Origin of the sequence: Exiguobacterium sp. s193 (assembly GCF_018618755.1) — a bacterium.
Lineage (GTDB): Bacteria > Bacillota > Bacilli > Exiguobacteriales > Exiguobacteriaceae > Exiguobacterium_A.
In genome coordinates this window covers 21,169-38,847 of record NZ_JACSMR010000003.1, presented here as the reverse complement: position 1 = coordinate 38,847, position 17,679 = coordinate 21,169, and the positions used below count along the sequence as shown (strand labels likewise).

At 48.0% G+C, this 17,679-nt stretch carries 16 protein-coding genes; 3 read left to right on the top strand and 13 right to left on the bottom strand.

The window, feature by feature from the left end; translation table 11 throughout:
* Nucleotides 1–63: 63 nt before the first annotated feature.
* From KNQ04_RS06245 to KNQ04_RS06235, 3 genes are all read right to left on the bottom strand, one after another.
* A complete protein-coding gene (locus KNQ04_RS06245) occupies nucleotides 64–624 on the bottom strand; it encodes a maltose acetyltransferase domain-containing protein (RefSeq protein ID WP_214848722.1) in 561 nt (186 codons plus the stop codon).
* Between the two features lie 123 nt (nucleotides 625–747).
* Entirely contained in the window at nucleotides 748–1,632 is an 885-nt protein-coding gene (locus KNQ04_RS06240; protein WP_214848159.1) for an SDR family oxidoreductase, read from the bottom strand.
* A 227-nt stretch (nucleotides 1,633–1,859) separates the two neighbouring features.
* Nucleotides 1,860–3,212, bottom strand: coding sequence for an FAD-dependent oxidoreductase (locus tag KNQ04_RS06235; protein ID WP_214848156.1), 1,353 nt, complete (start codon nucleotides 3,210–3,212; stop codon nucleotides 1,860–1,862).
* A gap of 423 nt (nucleotides 3,213–3,635) precedes the next feature.
* Here KNQ04_RS06235 and KNQ04_RS06230 point away from each other — a divergent pair, with 423 nt between their 5' ends.
* Nucleotides 3,636–4,253: a YitT family protein gene (locus tag KNQ04_RS06230; protein WP_214848154.1), complete on the top strand. Its 618-nt coding sequence runs from the start codon at nucleotides 3,636–3,638 to the stop codon at nucleotides 4,251–4,253.
* A 71-nt stretch (nucleotides 4,254–4,324) separates the two neighbouring features.
* Nucleotides 4,325–4,885 (top strand): GNAT family N-acetyltransferase, encoded by a 561-nt coding sequence (locus tag KNQ04_RS06225; RefSeq protein WP_214848151.1) that lies wholly within the window; start codon nucleotides 4,325–4,327, stop codon nucleotides 4,883–4,885.
* Between the two features lie 410 nt (nucleotides 4,886–5,295).
* Here KNQ04_RS06225 and KNQ04_RS06220 read toward each other — a convergent pair whose 3' ends face one another.
* The 10 genes from KNQ04_RS06220 to KNQ04_RS06175 all read right to left on the bottom strand — a co-directional run bounded on the left by KNQ04_RS06220 (nucleotide 5,296) and on the right by KNQ04_RS06175 (nucleotide 14,863).
* The gene (locus KNQ04_RS06220; RefSeq protein ID WP_214848148.1) at nucleotides 5,296–5,991 is read right to left on the bottom strand and encodes a phosphotransferase family protein; all 696 of its coding nucleotides are present in this window, start codon (nucleotides 5,989–5,991) and stop codon (nucleotides 5,296–5,298) included.
* Between the two features lie 13 nt (nucleotides 5,992–6,004).
* Nucleotides 6,005–7,387, bottom strand: a complete 1,383-nt coding sequence (locus KNQ04_RS06215; RefSeq protein ID WP_214848145.1) for a hypothetical protein — start codon at nucleotides 7,385–7,387, stop codon at nucleotides 6,005–6,007.
* Nucleotides 7,384–8,301: an FTR1 family iron permease gene (locus KNQ04_RS06210; protein WP_214848142.1), complete on the bottom strand. Its 918-nt coding sequence runs from the start codon at nucleotides 8,299–8,301 to the stop codon at nucleotides 7,384–7,386. The genes KNQ04_RS06215 and KNQ04_RS06210 overlap by 4 nt, the downstream gene beginning before the upstream one ends.
* 16 nt (nucleotides 8,302–8,317) lie before the next feature.
* Entirely contained in the window at nucleotides 8,318–9,058 is a 741-nt protein-coding gene (locus KNQ04_RS06205) for a hypothetical protein (protein WP_214848139.1), read from the bottom strand.
* The gene (locus KNQ04_RS06200; RefSeq protein ID WP_214848136.1) at nucleotides 9,055–9,786 is read right to left on the bottom strand and encodes a glycosyltransferase family 2 protein; all 732 of its coding nucleotides are present in this window, start codon (nucleotides 9,784–9,786) and stop codon (nucleotides 9,055–9,057) included. The genes KNQ04_RS06205 and KNQ04_RS06200 overlap by 4 nt, the downstream gene beginning before the upstream one ends.
* Nucleotides 9,783–11,216 carry an alkaline phosphatase family protein gene (locus KNQ04_RS06195; RefSeq protein ID WP_214848133.1) on the bottom strand — a complete coding sequence of 478 codons (1,434 nt, stop codon included), beginning with the start codon at nucleotides 11,214–11,216 and terminating at the stop codon, nucleotides 9,783–9,785. The genes KNQ04_RS06200 and KNQ04_RS06195 overlap by 4 nt, the downstream gene beginning before the upstream one ends.
* Nucleotides 11,213–12,076, bottom strand: a complete 864-nt coding sequence (locus KNQ04_RS06190) for a lysylphosphatidylglycerol synthase domain-containing protein (protein WP_214848130.1) — start codon at nucleotides 12,074–12,076, stop codon at nucleotides 11,213–11,215. Before KNQ04_RS06190 ends, KNQ04_RS06195 begins: the two co-directional genes overlap by 4 nt.
* Nucleotides 12,055–12,975 carry an NAD-dependent epimerase/dehydratase family protein gene (locus KNQ04_RS06185; RefSeq protein ID WP_214848128.1) on the bottom strand — a complete coding sequence of 307 codons (921 nt, stop codon included), beginning with the start codon at nucleotides 12,973–12,975 and terminating at the stop codon, nucleotides 12,055–12,057. Before KNQ04_RS06185 ends, KNQ04_RS06190 begins: the two co-directional genes overlap by 22 nt.
* A 24-nt stretch (nucleotides 12,976–12,999) precedes the next feature.
* Nucleotides 13,000–14,181, bottom strand: a complete 1,182-nt coding sequence (locus KNQ04_RS06180; protein WP_214848126.1) for a hypothetical protein — start codon at nucleotides 14,179–14,181, stop codon at nucleotides 13,000–13,002.
* A 148-nt stretch (nucleotides 14,182–14,329) separates the two neighbouring features.
* Nucleotides 14,330–14,863, bottom strand: a complete 534-nt coding sequence (locus tag KNQ04_RS06175) for a type III secretion system chaperone family protein (RefSeq protein ID WP_214848122.1) — start codon at nucleotides 14,861–14,863, stop codon at nucleotides 14,330–14,332.
* A gap of 203 nt (nucleotides 14,864–15,066) precedes the next feature.
* On the opposite strand from KNQ04_RS06175, the gene KNQ04_RS06170 reads away from it, so the two are divergent.
* Nucleotides 15,067–17,523, top strand: coding sequence for a CoA-disulfide reductase (locus KNQ04_RS06170; RefSeq protein ID WP_214848118.1), 2,457 nt, complete (start codon nucleotides 15,067–15,069; stop codon nucleotides 17,521–17,523).
* Nucleotides 17,524–17,679: the final 156 nt, after the last annotated feature.

Sequence of the window (17,679 nt, the reverse complement as noted above, 5' to 3'; positions counted from 1 at the left end):
CTCTAGTGTACGCCAAATCAAGAAAAAAGTTTCATTTGCCGTACATTCCGTCTGTTTTCGAGGTCAAATCGTTTTGAGAATCTTAGCGGGGTTTCCACCGACGACCGTGTTTGCAGGAACATCTTTCACGACGACGCTCCCAGAAGCGATAACGGCATTGTCGCCAATCGTCACACCAGGATTAATGACAGCCCGTCCGCCAATCCAGACGTTATCCCCGATGACGACGGGTTTGCCGAATTCATAACCGCTGTTGCGTTCGACCGGATCTAACGGATGCGTCGCTGTATAGATATGGACGCCCGGAGCAAGCATACAGTTGTCACCGATCGTAATCGGGCAAATGTCGAGCAGCACACAGTCGTAATTGGCATAAAATCGGGCACCAAGCGTTATGTTGTAGCCATAATCACATTTAAAGGATGGTTCGATGTAACAATCGAGTTGCTCGTTTTGGAAGAGTTGTTTCAGCAGTCTTTTCCGTTTGTCTAAATCTTCGATGCTCAGTTGATTGAATTGATGGCATAAGAGCTGGGCTCGCTTACGATCAGCGACTAGCTCTTTATCTCCTGCTAAGTACAATTGTCCTTGAATCATCTTTTCTTTTTCTGTCACGCGAATCATCTCCTTCATCTGTCTACATCCATTAGACTAAACAAGCGTTGGAGAAGCAAATGAAAACCCGAGCAAAAAAAGGCGATTTTGACTGTGCAGTCAAAATCGCCTTCTTGTAATTAAATGATTAAATTAAGCGAGTTCAATTCCGCCTGTCACACCATAAATTTGAGCTGTCACATAACTGGCATCGTCAGAGGCGAGGAAGACATAGACGCTTGATAGTTCAACCGGTTGACCACTCCGTTTAAGTGGTGTTTCCTGTCCGAATTCCGGAATGTTTTCGCTCGGTTGACCACCTGAGATTTGAAGTGGTGTCCAGATTGGACCCGGTGCGACAGAGTTGACACGGATGCCTTTTGGCGCGACTTGTTTTGCGAGTCCGCGTGTAAAGCCGTTGATGGCAAATTTCGTTGACGCATAATCAAGCAGGTTTGCACTCGGATTGTAGCCTTGAACCGAAGTCGTCGTGATGATCGAGGCGCCTTCTTTTAACAGTGGAAGGGCAGCTTTGACGACCCAGAATAGTGAGAAGACATTGATTTCATATGTCTTACGGAGTTGTTCCGTCGATAGGTCCAGAATGTCCTCGACGGCTTGTTGTTTACCGGCGACGAGTGCCAAAATATCAATTCCGCCAAGTGATTCGTGTGCTTCTTTGACGAGTTGTTGACAGAACGTTTCATCACTGAGGTCACCAGCAAGTAAGTACGCTTTTTGACCAGCTGCTTCGACAAGTACTTTCACTTCTTCTGCATCTTGCTGTTCTTCCGGCAGATAGTTAAGGAAGACGTCAGCCCCTTCACGTGCATAAGCAATGGCAGCGGCACGTCCAATTCCGGAATCTCCGCCTGTGATCAACGCTTTTTTCCCTTTTAGTTTACCTGAACCTTTGTAACTTTCTTCACCACAATCGGGGACGGGCTCCATTTTTGCCTGGACAGCCGGTGCATCCTGATATTGTTTTGGGAAGTCATCATTAAAATATTGTGTAAGTGGATTGTTAGACTGTGACATGAACTGATTCCTCCTAGGTAGTGGTTTGATTTGCATAAGAAGTATGTTCCCTGTCACTTCACGTCTAAACGTCAACTGATTAATCAGGTAAAGTTTTTATCAGGTGGAAAAGGGCGCTCGATAAGGCTGTAGCAACAACTAACCGCAGCGGACAAAGGACAAATAAAAAAATCGAAGTCCACAGAATGTGAACTCCGATTTTGATTAAAGACAGGGTGGATGACCGATCAGACGCGTTCCGATGTCAGTTCTTTCATTCCTTGTAAAGCGGCTTGATTCAGTAAGTTCCACGGTTTGTTGTAGTGCGGCTGGAAGAAGAAATCGACAAAGGCCAGTTCTTCAAGTGTCATCTCATTTTGAATCGCGACCGATAACGTATTCATCGCTTGCGTCAAATCGACCTTCGAAATAATTTGAGCACCGACGACGCGATGAGTGTCCCGTTCAAATACGAGTTTGAGCTGGACGTCTTCTGCAGTCGGCATGAACTCAGGACGGTAGGCATCTTGGACGGTCGTACTCATGACTTCCAGTCCGAAGAATGGAGCAGCGTCCTCTGTTAGACCAGTCGACGCGATATTTAAGTCATACAGCCGTAGACCAGACGTCCCTTGTGTGCCTTGGTAGCGGATCGTCGGAGCGAGTAAGTTTTTCCCGACGAGTGTTCCCATTCGGACAGCATTTGTCGCGAGCGGAATATAAGCATGTGTCCGGGCCGGATTGTAGTAGACGGCACAGCTGTCACCGGCAGCAAAGATGTTCGGATTGCTCGTCCGCATATAGTCGTCGACGATGATGGCTCCGTTCGGCAACATATCGATTTGTCCTTTTAACAGTTCCGTGCTCGGTCGGAAACCGACGCAGAGAATGACGAGATCCGTTTCGAACGTTCCTTTATCGGTGACGACTTGTGTGACATTTCCGTCCACACCGGTAAAGCTTTGAACAGTTTGGTTCAACTCGAGCTGAATGCCGCGGTCTGTCAATTCGTTTTCGATGATATCCGTGAATGAACGATCCAAGTATTTATTTAAAATCCGGTCGGCACTGTCGATGAACGTGACATCTTTGCCGTATGCTTCGAATGCTTCAACGAGTTCAGCACCGATGTAACCGGCACCGACGACGGTAATCCGCTCGGCATCCGTTGCTTTTTTGATGATGGTCTGGGCGTGGTGGTAGTTTTTACAAAGTTCGATTTGATTCAGTTCGATGCCGGGCAGCATCGGGATGATCGGCCATGAACCAGTCGTCATGATCAATTTATCGTACGTATCGTGAACGGTTTCTCCCGTTACGAGATTTTTCGCAAGAATTGTTTGGTTCGTACTGTCGATTTCGAGGACATCATGTTTTAAACGCATCGTTGCTCCGAGGTCAGCCAATTCGTCAGGTGAAGAATAGAAAAGTGATTCGGCATGCTCGACGACACCACCGACGTGAAGGGCAATCCCGCAAGACAGAAATGAAACATTATCGTTTCGTTCATAGACTGTGATTTCAAGGTTTTCGTTAGTTGTCGTAAGCTCTTTGACTGCTGCTGTTCCTGCATGTGTACAACCGATGACTGCTACTTTCATGAGTAAAGTCCCCTTTTTGTTTGATTGTGATATTAATCACATTCGATTTGATAATCTTAGTGTAATACTTCACAATGTACGTTTCAAGTAGATTGTTCAGGAATGAGCATAGTTTTGTCTAAAATGTGAATGATTGAGCAATGTGGTGGTGGGATGTATCGTTTTTGTTAAAAGTCCGTAAAAATGTTTTAGTTTCTGAAGTTCGGGTTATAATAAGATGGAGAACTAAACGAAAGGGTGGAAACCGATGGATACCGAGAGGATCGATCATCTATTCAGCTTACCTGATTTTTAGCAGTGCCAATCTTTATTGAACAGGAAGGTAATGGCTTGAAAAAAATCAGGGAGAGCGAAAATAGATGAATACCCAAACGGGAATAAAAATACCTCTCCCAGGCATGATGCGGGAGAGGACATTAACACATGAAACGAATCGTAACCATTTTAGCAGGAACGTTACTTATGGCGTTCGGCTACTATACTTTGAATGAACAGTTTGGATTAGCAGAAGGTGGATTCATCGGATTATCTTTATTAGGACGGTATTTCTTTGATATTAACCCATCGATTTCGATGATTGTACTCGACATTCCATTCTTTATTGGAGCCCTTTATTTTAAAGGAAAACGTTTTGTCAGTGAGGCACTCGTCTCAGCAGGTGCACTATCGTTGTTTTACGAAATGTGGCATCAGCTCGACTTGTTCCATTTCCCGGAACAGGCATGGCCGGCAACGTTAATCGCCGCCATTGCGAGTGGGATCATTACGGGATACGGGCTTGGTCTTGTACTGAAGAGTGGTGCTGCGACAGGCGGTGACGACCTTTTATCAATGGGACTTAGTAAAGTGACAGGTTTATCAATCGGAACAATTTTATTTAGTCTCGATGCGATTGTCCTTGTCATTTCACTCGTCTATTTGCCAGTCAGTTTGACGCTCTATACGTTACTGGCAGTTGCCATCGCGGGACGCGTCGTCTCAGTCATGACACGCGAACCAGTTACTGTACCAGTAGTTACACCAGCTCCACAACTGAAATAAACAAAATCCTTCCTGACATCAGGAAGGATTTTGTTTTAGGATAAAAGAGAGAACGAGAAGGGGGCTACCCAATGATTAGAAGAGCGACTGCAAAAGACGCAGATCAAATCGCACCATTGATTGAACAGGCGATTCATGAAATTGCCGAGACATTGACCGGAACACAGGAGAAGGAAGTGATTTTGGAACGGCTTGCGCTGTTCGTGACACAAACAGGAAACCGGTTAAGTTACGAGAACATTTTCGTCAAGGTGCTCGACGGGCATGTCGTCGGCATCGTCATTGCATATGCAGGAGTTGATGCGGCACAGTTGGATGAACCGATTAAACGCCAGCTGTTCGCGTGGACAGGACAAGAGGCACAGATTGATCAAGAGACGGAAGGAAACGTCTTTTATCTCGATACATTGTCGGTGGATGCGGCATATGGCGGAAAAGGAATTGGGTCTGAACTGTTGCAGGCAGCGGCGGACGAAGGAGAGAAGCGTGGATTACGGGCGTTTACGTTGAATGCCGATCAGACGAATGCCGGAGCGCAACGTCTGTATCGACGTCTTGGATTCGTCCCGGTCAAGACGATTGAAATCAGTGGCGGGCAATTTGATTATATGGAACGACCGTATGCAACTTGAATGACGAAGGAAGTACTTCGAATTCGTTTCAAGATTCGTTGATACGCAGACAAGACTTCGCTTTCCGCGGGCGAAACGTGAGCCTCCGCGTCGCTTGCGCGACTTACGGGGTCTCACCTGTTTCGCTTTTCCCGCAGGAGTCTTCGTCTTGTCTGCTTCTCAACGACGTTTTGTTAAGCTGTTAAAAGCGATACATCAGGAATCTGAAATCAAAAAATCACTCGCTTCACGCGACTCCTACAGGAAAAAGCGCAAGACGACTTGCGCTGTCAGAGACAAACAAGACCCGATTTTCTGCCTCATGGAGGCAGGAAAACTGGCTTGTGTCTCGCCTGAGGAAAGCGCGTGGAAAAGAGTGATTTTTTATTTTCAGCTTAATTAGTTGGCGATGATTTGTGACTCGTTGGATATCACTTTAAAAAACGTTGTAACAGAATGGATTCGACAGGCGTAATCTGCTCTTTCAAGCGGGAAGCTGCACACAGCCGTAAACAAGCCTCGAATCCGGTGACTTTTCTGATGCGCTTAAAATAACAGACACGATACAAATGACTGAGGATGAATCGGGAAACGCATTCTGCCGGATTTCGTAAAGAACTTCTTCCCCCATAACGGAACAATAAAAAAGTACGGGCGACGTCCATCAGTGGATTGCCGATGGAGGCATCCATCCAATCGATGACATAGATGTCTTCTTTAACAAGCAACAGATTATACGGGTGAAAATCACCATGACATAAAGTATGTCCCGCTACAAGTGTAGTGTGAGCGGGATATCGTTCTTGAATACGGGGTAACCCGTCGACAGATAACGTGTGGAGGTGCTGGTGTAAGGTGACCATGGCCGTCATGTAGCGGAGAATCCGAACGGGATGACGTTTCATCAAATCTCCGAGCGATTCACCTTTCAAGTACTCCATGCGAATGGACTGATCCCTTTGATTATAGACACGAGGTGTCATCGGAAAGTGGTTCTGGATGGACAGATGATTTTGAAATTCCTGCTGGACCGCTGCATGCGGGACGTGTGCGTGAAACTGCTTTCGGACAATCGCCGCAGTTTCTTGTTGAATCGTTGCCGTGTTACCGGTTCCAATGATATTCATCCCAATCCGCTCCTTATCGTAAAATCATCCGGTACAACCGCGCCTCCGCATCCTCCGGCTCGAACCGGGGATCACTCGTAAAGTGGAAAACTTCCGTCACTTCGATTGGTACATCTTCCGCCCGTAACCGTTTGAGTAATCGTCCGGTCAAGTAGACTTCCTGTGATTTTGGTTCCGCTCGCCATTTACTGGCGGATCCAATCGGCACAATTGTAGCGTCGGGACGCTTCATTAAAAACTGGCGGTCTTCTTCATCCGTAAAGATGGTCGCGGACGCCGGTAAACCAGTAATCGCTTCCGCCAGCTGAATCGTAGCCGGTGTAGTAGTCGCTTGTTGATACAAGGCGATACTTCCGATCATCAATTGAATACATAAAAACGGAACGAGCCAACGCACTGACAAGTGGCGAACGAGTAGGAAGACGAGTAGGAAGACGAGTGGCAAGACATGCCGCGGTTTATCAATGTTTTGGGCCAACCAGACCCAAAGAAAATAACCAGTACCGGTGACGCTCCACCAAAGAGGAAGCGGACGGAAACGTTGGCAGAACAAGAACAGTCCTGATCCGAGACCAATCCAAGTGGCAAATCCAAGACCATGCCAAACGATTTGTTTGAGTGTCAATCCAAGTCGCTCGATCAACGAGGCTTCGTCCGTTTTTGCCGTGCCACCCCAGTCGGAGAAATGACCCGTCACGAAACTGAGTGACAGTTGAGCAAAGGAAGCCGGTCCCCCGACCGAGAAGGCGACCGGTAACAGCCAGGCAAGTTGTGCCAGGAGTAACGTCGCCAGTTCGGATAGGAGTTGCCAGGAGTCTTTTCGGGTTTGCCAAAGTAAAAAGAGTAACACGATTCCAAACGGTGCATAGGATAAACGCGTTGCCATCAACAGTCCGAATAAGAGGTACGGCAAAAGGCGGAAATGACCGTGCCGAGCACGTTCGACACTCCACATGAACCAACAGAGGACACCAAGTGCGAGACCATCCGACATCCCGGTTGCGGACAAGACGACAAGGGAAGCAGTCGATACGACTGTAAAAGCAGCCAGCAGACGAACCGTATCGAATCGTCGGCGTTTGAGAAGCAGATACAGCGGAATCAGTCCGCTGGTGAAACCAAGCGTCGAGACGATGCCAAGCGTACGGACGGGTTCGAGCCCGAGTCGTGCGAGACCGGTCGCAAGTAAGATGAAAAACGGGTAACCGGGAAAATGTGGCTGCAAATTCGCCAAATCATACTGTCCGACCGCTAACGTGAAGTTGGCGATGTCGTAGCTTGCCACAAACGGGCTGACCAGATAAAGGCGTCCGGCGGTGCACACGAAAATTAGAACGACAACCATGAAAAAAAGCGATCGTCCACGTTGTTGTGGATGACCGCTTCGAACCGTCACGAGACCTCCTTCAGTTTCTTGGCGGTTTTTGGTGTTCGATTTTGACGCATCAGCATGAAACCGGCAAACGCGAAGTAGCCCCACCAGGCGAAAACTTGTTCGATGGACGGATTATGGCTGTAGCCGAACATCGCCCCCATGAACGTACCGATTTGACCGCTGATCAATGTCGTATTGCCCGTATCACGTAAATATTGAATCTGGTCGATGTAGTGTTCCGGCATAAATCCGACGATGTTGTACAAGGCTGCCGGTGTGCCGTCCGCATTCGTCAACAAACTTCCGAGCAATCCAAGATCCTGGAAACGTCCAATCGTTTGGACGAGCATGCCGGCAGCAATGAACAAAATCAAGACGCCTGTCACTTGGAAGAAACGTTTGACTGGAATCTTCATCGTTCCGGAGACGAACAGATACCCAAAAATCAAAGCGAGCAAGAGACCGGACACGGCACCATAACTCGTCAAGACTTTCTCGATTTCACCGCCGGAAATGGCAGCAAAGAAGAAAACGGTCTCGATCCCTTCCCGAACGATGACGAGGAACGAATGGACAATCATTGTGATGGCACTACCTGTCGAGACGGCTGCCGCGACTTTCGCTTGCGAAGCCTGTTGATTTTCTTTCGCCTCTTTCCCCATCCAAAGCACCATATGGGTTAAGAGGAAAACAGAGATGATCATGATACCGAGACGCAAGTATGTGTCGCTGCCGAAGCTTGCGAAACTCGTAAAGACGACTTGGAATAAAAAGGCGACGCCGAGGCTTGCGAGCAGCGCAAGTCCGACTCCGGCATAGACCCATTTTTTATATTGTGGTGCGTTGAGTCGATCGAGATAGCCGAGAATCAAACCGACGATCAAGACAGCTTCGAGACATTCACGTAGCGTGATTAAAAACGCTTGAAAATCCATCGTCCTTCCTCCCTAATTAGTGATTTTGACGTTTCTTCTTTCGTTGTCCGATGATGACGAGAACGATGAGAACGATGACAAGACCAATCGCAATCGTTTTCCAAATCTCATCTGTTCCGAAGGATTGACCGAAAATCGAATCCTCCTCTTCAAACAAACCGGTTTTTTCTTCTCCGGGTAAAACGAACAGGGGTGTAATTGTATCTTCGATTAATGCAATATTTTGGTTGAATGTTTCTTGATCACTCGCTTTTTTTCCGACTCCGAACAACCCGGGGTTTCCAAGAGCAGCAAGCGATTCGTCAAAAGCAGTATACAATGAATCACTTGTCTGTGCACCCTCACTTTCTTTGACGTAAGGCGCGAGCACATCATACGTGCCACGTGCTTTCGCAAGCAACAGCTTAGCCTGTCCGAAATCATCGAATTGTTCCTGTGCGAAGTGCAGACGACGTTCGATGTTTTGACGTAAGGCGACGCGGTAGGCTTGCTTGGCGGCATCGGCATCTTTTTTTGCTAACGCCGCATCGATTTTTTCCTTCGCTTCTGGGAAGTAGAGCGTAAATTCTTTATCGTACGCGTCAATCGTTTCCTTCGCAAGCGTATAATCGTTTTGGTCAAGCTGTTCCTCAAACTGTTTATAAGCTTCCGCAAAAGCTTCCTTTCCTGGATCCCCATAACTGTAGGCGAATGCCGGCAATGGTGTAGTGAGCAGGAACAAGAAGGCGATGACGGTGATGAAAAACGGTTTTCTCATCCGAGATGCTCCTTTCGTTCAAAACGTTCTTCAGACGACAGTGGGACGATCGGGCGACGCCATTCCCGGTAAATCGCGGGAAGGACACGCTGGATATAGTTAAAGCGGATAAAGGACTTTCCTGCTTCTCGCACACGGTAACGAATCGGGACTTCATGCAGCCGGAATCCTTTTCGAACAAGATTCAATGTCAGCACTTGGGCATAGTTATAGTCGTGGATGATTTCTGCGTGTTTACACGCCGCACGGGAAAAGGCACGCATGCCGCTTTGCCCATCGTGAATCCGACGTTTTAATAAGACACACTGTAACCAGGTAAAGACATGATTGCCGATGTACCGGTACAAGCGCATCCCGTCGACAGTTCCGAGAAAACGGGAACCAAACACATAGTCGGCTTCATCCAGAAGAATCGGTCGGACGACGTCGGGAATTTGATCCGCCGGGTATTCGTTATCGGCGTCAATCATGACGGCGACACTTGCCCCGTGCTCATAAGATCGGAGCAAACCTTCACGGACGGCAGCTCCGAGCCCACGGTTTTTAGGGAAACGATAGACATGGGCTCCGTGTTGCCGGGCAATCTCGGACGTCGCATCAGTGGAGCCGTCGTCGATGACGATCGTCTCGACGGGCAGTCCATCGATTTCATCCGGAATCCGTTTTAAGACAAGTGGCAAGGAGACTTCTTCGTTATGGGCCGGTAGAAAGACGACGACTTTTTTCATGACGATTCCTCCTTAAACGCTTCCGTCAGTAGGACACCCCGGCTATCGCGCGGGATATCGGCACCAAGTAGTTTTGCAACAGTCGGTCCAAGCGACAGGATGTGTCGATGTGTATCGACCTTGCGACCAGCGTGAATGTGTTTACCGTACATCCAGAATGGTACGAATCGTTCTCCCTCGTCAAGGTGACCATGTCCGCCGATGCCATCTGCTTGACCATGGTCCGCCATGACGATCAGTGTCGCATCGTCTAACTTACCGAGACGCTCCAGTTCTTCACAGAATTCAGCGAGTAGGGCATCTGCTTCCTCGATTTTTTGAATATATTCCGAGTAGAGTGTTCCACGACTATGACCGGTTTGGTCGGTACCGATCAATTGGATTGCCAGCAAATCCGGATCTTCTTGCTGGACGATTTGTTTAGCGCGATCGATGATGTTGCGGTCCGCGACATCATTATGCATGACGGCTGTCACGGTATGAACGTCTTTGGCACCGAAGGCATCGACGAGATGAGCGATTCCAAGAATCTTACCGGTTTTCCCGACGTCGCGTAATCGGTCAAAGACCGTATCGGTTTTGACCCCTGTCGTATTCCAGACCATGTTCGAATGAATCCCGTGTTCTTCCGGACGGGCTCCGGTGAACATCGAGCTGAAACAGACGACCGTCCGGGCCGGATAGACGGTCTCCATATTGGTATATTCCGTTCCTTCTTGACGCAATCGCTCGAGAAACGGCGTGTTCGCAGCCATGTAGCGGTCTTTTCGCATCCCGTCGACAACCAAGACGTAGACTTTGTCTGAAGTCGGTAAGCTGGCATCGGTTGTCGGCTCGGTCGGAAGTTTCGGTTTCCAGTCGAAGAGATAATGGTGAAGAATCCAAGCGAATACGAATAACCCAGCAGGGAACAGGACGTACGACCAATCTAACGCCGGATCAATCGTTGCGGTTTGCCAGTAGGCAAGTAAGAGTGCGACTTTCGGTAGTTGTTCTTGCGCATTTCCACTCGTCGAGTCACTATTTTTGAGGACAAGTTTCCAAAAACGGGTGAAGTTCAGCCAATCGGTTCCGATGCGTAAATGGTAGTAAATCGTTCCCCAGAAGAAAATCGTGAAGAAGAAATAAAGACCTGCACCATAAGCGAACAGGGGCAAGAGCCGTGAATCTGTTCCTTCAAGGAATAACCAGACGATAACGGGCATCCATAAATAATTACGAAGGAACAGCGGGAAATCAAATTTCCAGTACAGTATGAATAAAGGCAACGTCACTAAAAAACCGAATCCGGCACCGCTCAGTGTCTGTTGGAACAAAAGACAGTAGCTGAGGAAAATACCAATCGTGAAAATCGGAGTGAAGGGTTTGCCTTCATTTAATAAGTTCCACATACGGGCTGCGACTTTTTCAAAACGTGAAGCACTTTTCATGAAAATCCTCCTTTCTGTTGATGCTTGAATTGGCGAAACAGTAATGCGACGACGGCGTGATGTCTGACTAGAAAATAACAGGGTGCGATGAAGGCGAATGCATACTTGAACGTATGTGTCATCAATGCCAGTTCATAAGGATGCTCGACGCCTGCCGTCTGTAAGACCGTTCCCATGGCAAGTTCATATGTGCCGAGACCACCCGGGGTGAATTGAGCAATTCCGGATAAGACGCCGGCGCTCATCGCGACTAAAACGAGTGGAAAGGGAAGGATGGTGTTTACTCCGACCAATAAGCAATAGACGGCACTTGCTTCAAGACACCAAGCGAGCGTTCCGTAGCCGATTAATGGATACATCGTCTGTAAGAATGGGCGAACGATGATTAAGACGAGCACACCAAGCGCAAAGGCGATACCGGCAGGAAGAGACGTCTTCGTCGTAAGCAAACCGAGCGTGACGAAGAGTCCGAGGACAACCAAATCAATGCCACGCTGGGCGACGAGGATTGCAGTCGTCCGTTTCAATGGACTAGCAATGGCACGTGCCGCTAGCAGGCGAACACCTTCGCCAAGTTTGACCGGTGACAAGTGATTGATGGCAAGTCCGAGATAGAGGCTCGTCAAATAGATTGGCAAGGGTGCCTGCCGTTGATCAGCCATGCGCCAGGCGACAGCGCGGACATAAAAAGCAAGGGCGTACAATACACTTGCGATGAGTGTCCAGTAAGAGCGTAAAAGGATGTGCAAGTAGTCATAGAGGACCGGCAATTCGAGCACGAACCGAATCAATAAAAAAACAACCGCAAACGTCAGCAGGACGCTTGCGGTCGTACGGATTACACGCGCCCGAGATGCCATGTAATCATCCGCTCGAGTCCTTCAGTCAGCGTGACGGCAGGCATGTATCCGAATGCCTGACGTGCAGCTTCCGTATTACTCCATGTCATCGAGACATCCCCTTCCCGTCGGTCCGTGTACGTCACCGCGACGCCATATCGTGTACCGAGCATTTCCGCTATCTTCCGAACGGACTCTGGTTGATTTGCACCCAGGTTGAATGTACCTGTCGCACGTGCTTGAAGCGCTTGTTCCATCCCGCGCGTGATGTCATCGATGTAGGTGAAGTCGCGGACCGGATCACCGTAAACGACGAGATCTTGACCACGGAGTGCCTGCTCGATGAAACGATACAGCGCCATATCCGGTCTTCCCGATGGTCCATACACTGTAAAGAAGCGGAACGTCGTGATTTGTAATCCATATAAGTTTTGATAGGCGTTGCAAAAGGTTTCGGCGCTATATTTCGCTGCGGCATAGGGACTGACGACTTGACCGGTCGCCTGCTGTTCGCTCAACGCACCTGTCTGCTCACCGTAAACGGACGAAGAAGAGGCGAAAAAGACTTGCTGAATCTGATGGCGTTTTGCTGCTTCGAGGACGGTCACCGTCATATCGATATCCTCTTTGATGTAACGATGCGGCTCACGTAAGGAGCCAGGGACACCGGGTAAAGCAGCAAGGTGGAACAAGGCATCGAATTGACCGGATGAACACCAGTCATTAAGCGCCGTGTGGACATCTGCTTCAGAGATCGTCACGCCAAGCCGTGCCAGTTCTGCGGCCCGTTCACGTTTCAAGTCGCTTGCATAATAATCGGTGAACGCATCGATGACTGATACAGTGTGACCGCTGGCATGCAAGCGAGTTGCAAGAGCAGCACCGATGAAACCGGCGCCACCTGTAATTCCGATATTCAAAGGAAGTTCCCCCAATCGTCTTGCTTAGTTGAACGTATCGAGCGCATCGACGATTTTTTTACTTACAGTTTCAGCCTTTGAGTCATTTTTTTCGATGAGATCGTACCACGTGTTGGCGTCAGCAAGAACAGCGTCCGCTTTTTCTTTGCCGAGACGATTTTCAAGCGTCGGTTTCATCGCAATGACGAACATGTTTGCTTCCATTGCTTCGACACGTGCTGTATCGACATCTTTCGCTTCGAGTGCTTCCATCGCCTCTTCATGATAACCGACGATTTTTTTCGTTAACGCTTTGGCGAAGAGACCTTCGATTTCTTCATAAGAGACATCTGCTGGTTTTGTTTTTGAGAAGTCGTATTGTTCTTTTAGCTTTGCGACGGCTGCTTCATCGCCACCGGCAAGCGATTCTTCGATTGCGAGTAAGAAACCGTAGCCTTCCGCTTGTTCCATTTGTAACTCTTGTTCGTCAGCACCGGCTTTGACGCCCTCTTCGATTTTTTGTGCATAACCGAGTGCTGCGAGATAGAACGAACGGTAAATCGATTTATCGGTCAATTGTTTTGCGACCTTAAAGTCAGCAACGTTTTCAGCCGTGATGGCTTCTTCCTGCGCCGTCAATCCAGAATTGATAGCTTGGACAACAGAATCTTCATTTTTAAAACCGTAACTTGCATCACGTTTTTCCGCTGTCGGAATGAAAACCGTTTCTGCCATCATTTTAATGTCTTTGAGTGCTGCATTTGCTTCATCCGCCTTGCCCGCAACGATGGCTTCTTCCGCTGTTGCTTGGGTTGATTTTTGAAGTTTATAGAAATAAGACTGAAGTCCTTTATCGACGAGCTGACGGGCAATATTCTCATCTAAATCTTTTGAGTCGACGCCTGCAAGGGCAGAAGTGATGACTTGTTCGATTTCAGGAGCGGCAGTCGCGACGCCACCTTTTAATTTCGAGTCATAACTTGTTTTGACCATCTTCCAGTCGATGGCTTGTCCTTCTTTTGCTTTATCAAGTTCTGTCTTGATTGAGCTGAAGATTGTCAGTTCGTCTTTCAATGTTGTTGCAGCAATACCAGCATTTGTAGTTGTTTCTGATGTTTGCTCCGTTTTTTCTTTTTTTGGAGCCGTCGTTGTTTCTTCCGCATTTCCGCAAGCTGCAAGAAGTCCTGCTGTAATGAAAAGTGATGCCACTTTTAAGCGTTTTTTCATGATGAATTCCCCCATACTATAATAAATGATGTTAAATGATGTCGTTTTCACAATTCTCACTATAGCGAGAATAATTCTCATTGTCAATTGAACTTAAAACAAAAAATAGCTCCAGAGAAATCTCCGGAGCCATTTTCTTAATGATAGATTATTGAATTTGGTCATACAATTTCGTTAAATACGTAAAGACTTCGTCAGAAGCTTGGAACATCATGACCGAGTGGCCGAAGATGGCTGCCGGGTTGAAGCCGTGATCCAAGTCGATTGTTGAGGCAATCGTTACGTCGCGGTCGCTATCGAGGACGACGCGGAAGTATTTGAATTCTTGGTTGAAATCATTGATGGCATTTAAGATTGGAAGATCTTCAACACCGTCTGGAACGTGCGTGACCGTACGGGCGAACAATTCAACATCCGTCGTCGTTTTACTGAAGACGATCATCATCATCGGCTCAGCGCCGGCTGGTGTTTTTTCTTGTGTCATAAAGAAGACGTGTGTTTCATTTTCACGTGCTTCCATTGGAATGCCTTTTTCGACTAAGAACGCTTGGAATGCTTCCAAGTGTTGTTGTTGAACTTCCGTTACCCCGTTTTCGTTTGTTTCTTCTTGATTCCGTTCTGGGTGAAGCGGTGTGACCTTGTTGTTCTCATTTGTTTCGTTCGAGTTACGATCCTGGTCCATTTCAAAATCCCCCTTTGTATACTATAAGTTCAGTTTCAAGCATTTTAGGAGGAATTGCAACTAATGTCCGTTATCATCAAAGAATAAACAGTTTGAAAATAAGACAAGTTTGTGAAAAGTAGAACAAACTACTTGTAACAACATACCATTGTGGGTATATTGTAAAGCATAGAGAGTACGATTCGATTAGGAGGAAAACAGCCATGAAAACAATCATTGTTGGTGGAGTAGCAGGCGGAGCGACCGCCGCGGCACGATTACGTCGGTTAGATGAAACTGCGGAAATTATTTTACTCGAACGTGGAAAAGAAATTTCGTTCGCGAACTGTGGTTTACCTTATTATATTGGAGACGTCATCAAAGACCGGAACAAGTTACTTGTCCAAACACCTGAAGGCATGCATGCCCGGTTTAACCTAGATGTCCGAAATCTCTCGGAAGCGATCCGAATCAACCGTGAACTGAAAACGGTCACGATTCGTAAAGTTGATACAGGTGAAGAGTATGACGAGACGTACGATCACTTAATCCTTTCACCAGGAGCAAAACCGATGCGTCCATCGATTCCTGGTATCGAAGAAGCGACGAACATTTTTACGTTACGCAACATTCCCGACACGGACCGGATGCGCCAATATGTCGATGAGAACCGTCCCGCACATGCCGTCGTCATCGGTGGTGGCTTCATCGGACTTGAAATGGCAGAGAATTTGGTCGAACGTGGTGCGAAAGTTACATTGGTTGAAATGATGGATCAAGTCATGGCACCGGTCGATCCGGAAATGGCAGCCATCGTCCATGAACATCTACGCGCAAAAGGGGTCGAATTGATTTTATCGGATGGTGTTGCCCGCTTTGAAGAGGCAGGGAAGCGTGTTGTTTTGGCAAGCGGCAAGACGATTGAAACGGAAATGAACATCCTATCGATTGGTGTCATGCCGGAAAGTAACCTTGCGGCGGAAGCAAAACTCGAGTTAGGAATCAAGAATACGATCAAAGTCGATGACACGCTACGGACATCTGATCCATCAATCTTTGCGATTGGTGATGCGATCGAAGTGAAAGACTACGTTACAGGAGAGGCGATGCACGTTCCGCTCGCATGGCCGGCGAATCGTCAAGGACGCCTCGTTGCGGATATCATCGCCGGGCGTGACGTGAAGTACACAGGTGCACTCGGTACAGCTGTCGCAAAAGTGTTTGATTTAACGGTCGCTTCGACAGGCAATAACGAAAAACGGTTGAAACAGGCAGGGCGTCGCTATGAAGCAGTCCATCTCCATCCGGGTTCGCACGCCGGTTATTATCCGGGGGCAAGTCCGATTTCGATGAAACTTTTATTTGATCCGGTCGATGGGACAATTTATGGTGCGCAAGCGATCGGGATGACGGGGGTCGAAAAACGGATTGATGTATTGGCGACGGCAATCAAAGGCGGTTTGACCGTACTTGACTTACCGGATCTTGAGTTGTCGTACGCACCACCTTACAGCTCGGCGAAAGATCCCGTCAACATGGCAGGCTACATCGCGTCGAACATCGTGTTAGGGGACAGCGAAAACGTCCATTGGCATGAAATTGATCAAATCGTCGCAGCTGGCGGATTGTTACTCGATGTCCGGGAACCGTCTGAAAATGAACTCGGTTCGATTCCGGGCTCGGTCAATATCTCATTGCCGACGCTTCGCGCGTCACTCGACGAGTTACCGAAGGATCAGCCGATTTATGTGACATGCCAAGTCGGATTACGGGGATATGTCGCAAGTCAGCTCCTCAAACAAAACGGCTTCGACGTGAAAAACTTAAGCGGTGGATATAAAACATGGGCGACGGTCAATCGCGATCAAGAAGCGCGCAACCAAGCACGGGAGGAAACAGCAGTGACGACGATTAAAAGTGAGCCGAAACAAGCCGTGAAAGCAGAGCAAATCACGCTGCTCGATACATGTGGATTACAGTGCCCGGGACCAATCGTTGAATTAAAGGCGAAGATGGACCAACTGCAAGATGGCGACCAAGTCTTCGTTAAGGCATCGGATCCCGGTTTCTTACCAGACGTCCAGGCATGGGCGACGAAGCTCGGACATACCGTCCACACGGCAGAAATGAATAAAGGAATTGTCGAAGTCTTACTTGAAAAAGGGCAAGGACAAACGAAGCAACCCGTGACGTCAGCACCTGTCGCAAAAGCAGACGACGCAACGATGGTCGTCTTCAGCGGAGACCTTGATAAAGCACTTGCGTCATTCGTCATCGCACAAGGTGCACAAGCAATGGGAAAACAAGTCACGATGTTCTTCACGTTCTGGGGACTGAATGTCATTCGGAAGCCGGATGCACCAGCCGTCGACAAAGCACCGATGGAACGCATGATGGGAATGATGATGCCGAAACATGCCGGGGATCTTCCGTTATCCAACATGAACATGGCAGGCGCCGGTCAAAAAATGATGAAAAAAGTCATGAAGGACAAACAAGTCGATGCGTTAGAGACGATGATGGCAAAAGCGCAAGCGGCAGGTGTCCGAATGATCGCGTGTACGATGTCGATGGACATCATGGGGATTAAAAAAGAAGAACTGTTAGATGATATCGATTATGGTGGGGTCGCAAGTTATCTTGGCGCGACAGATGATGCCAACTTAAATCTATTCATCTAAAGAATCGAAAAGAGCCCTTCCGCGAAAAGTGGAGGGGCTCTAAGCGTTTGTCTAAAGATGGAGGGGCTGACTAATTCAGACGAACATCCATCTTTGTGACGGATGTTTCCGTCCTCCATTAATCGAAATGACCGATGATCCCGATTTTCACGGAAT

What these genes read in the sequence shown, in the direction of transcription:
- KNQ04_RS06210 (WP_214848142.1), bottom strand. Translation starts at nt 8,301, where the DNA reads ATGGATTTTCAAGCGTTTTTAATCACGCTACGTGAATGTCTCGAAGCT.
- KNQ04_RS06235 (WP_214848156.1), bottom strand. Translation starts at nt 3,212, where the DNA reads ATGAAAGTAGCAGTCATCGGTTGTACACATGCAGGAACAGCAGCAGTC.
- KNQ04_RS06205 (WP_214848139.1), bottom strand. Translation starts at nt 9,058, where the DNA reads ATGAGAAAACCGTTTTTCATCACCGTCATCGCCTTCTTGTTCCTGCTC.
- KNQ04_RS06195 (WP_214848133.1), bottom strand. Translation starts at nt 11,216, where the DNA reads ATGAAAAGTGCTTCACGTTTTGAAAAAGTCGCAGCCCGTATGTGGAAC.
- KNQ04_RS06220 (WP_214848148.1), bottom strand. Translation starts at nt 5,991, where the DNA reads ATGAATATCATTGGAACCGGTAACACGGCAACGATTCAACAAGAAACT.
- KNQ04_RS06180 (WP_214848126.1), bottom strand. Translation starts at nt 14,181, where the DNA reads ATGAAAAAACGCTTAAAAGTGGCATCACTTTTCATTACAGCAGGACTT.
- KNQ04_RS06240 (WP_214848159.1), bottom strand. Translation starts at nt 1,632, where the DNA reads ATGTCACAGTCTAACAATCCACTTACACAATATTTTAATGATGACTTC.
- KNQ04_RS06225 (WP_214848151.1), top strand. Translation starts at nt 4,325, where the DNA reads ATGATTAGAAGAGCGACTGCAAAAGACGCAGATCAAATCGCACCATTG.
- KNQ04_RS06230 (WP_214848154.1), top strand. Translation starts at nt 3,636, where the DNA reads ATGAAACGAATCGTAACCATTTTAGCAGGAACGTTACTTATGGCGTTC.
- KNQ04_RS06245 (WP_214848722.1), bottom strand. Translation starts at nt 624, where the DNA reads ATGATTCGCGTGACAGAAAAAGAAAAGATGATTCAAGGACAATTGTAC.
- KNQ04_RS06200 (WP_214848136.1), bottom strand. Translation starts at nt 9,786, where the DNA reads ATGAAAAAAGTCGTCGTCTTTCTACCGGCCCATAACGAAGAAGTCTCC.
- KNQ04_RS06170 (WP_214848118.1), top strand. Translation starts at nt 15,067, where the DNA reads ATGAAAACAATCATTGTTGGTGGAGTAGCAGGCGGAGCGACCGCCGCG.
- KNQ04_RS06175 (WP_214848122.1), bottom strand. Translation starts at nt 14,863, where the DNA reads ATGGACCAGGATCGTAACTCGAACGAAACAAATGAGAACAACAAGGTC.
- KNQ04_RS06190 (WP_214848130.1), bottom strand. Translation starts at nt 12,076, where the DNA reads ATGGCATCTCGGGCGCGTGTAATCCGTACGACCGCAAGCGTCCTGCTG.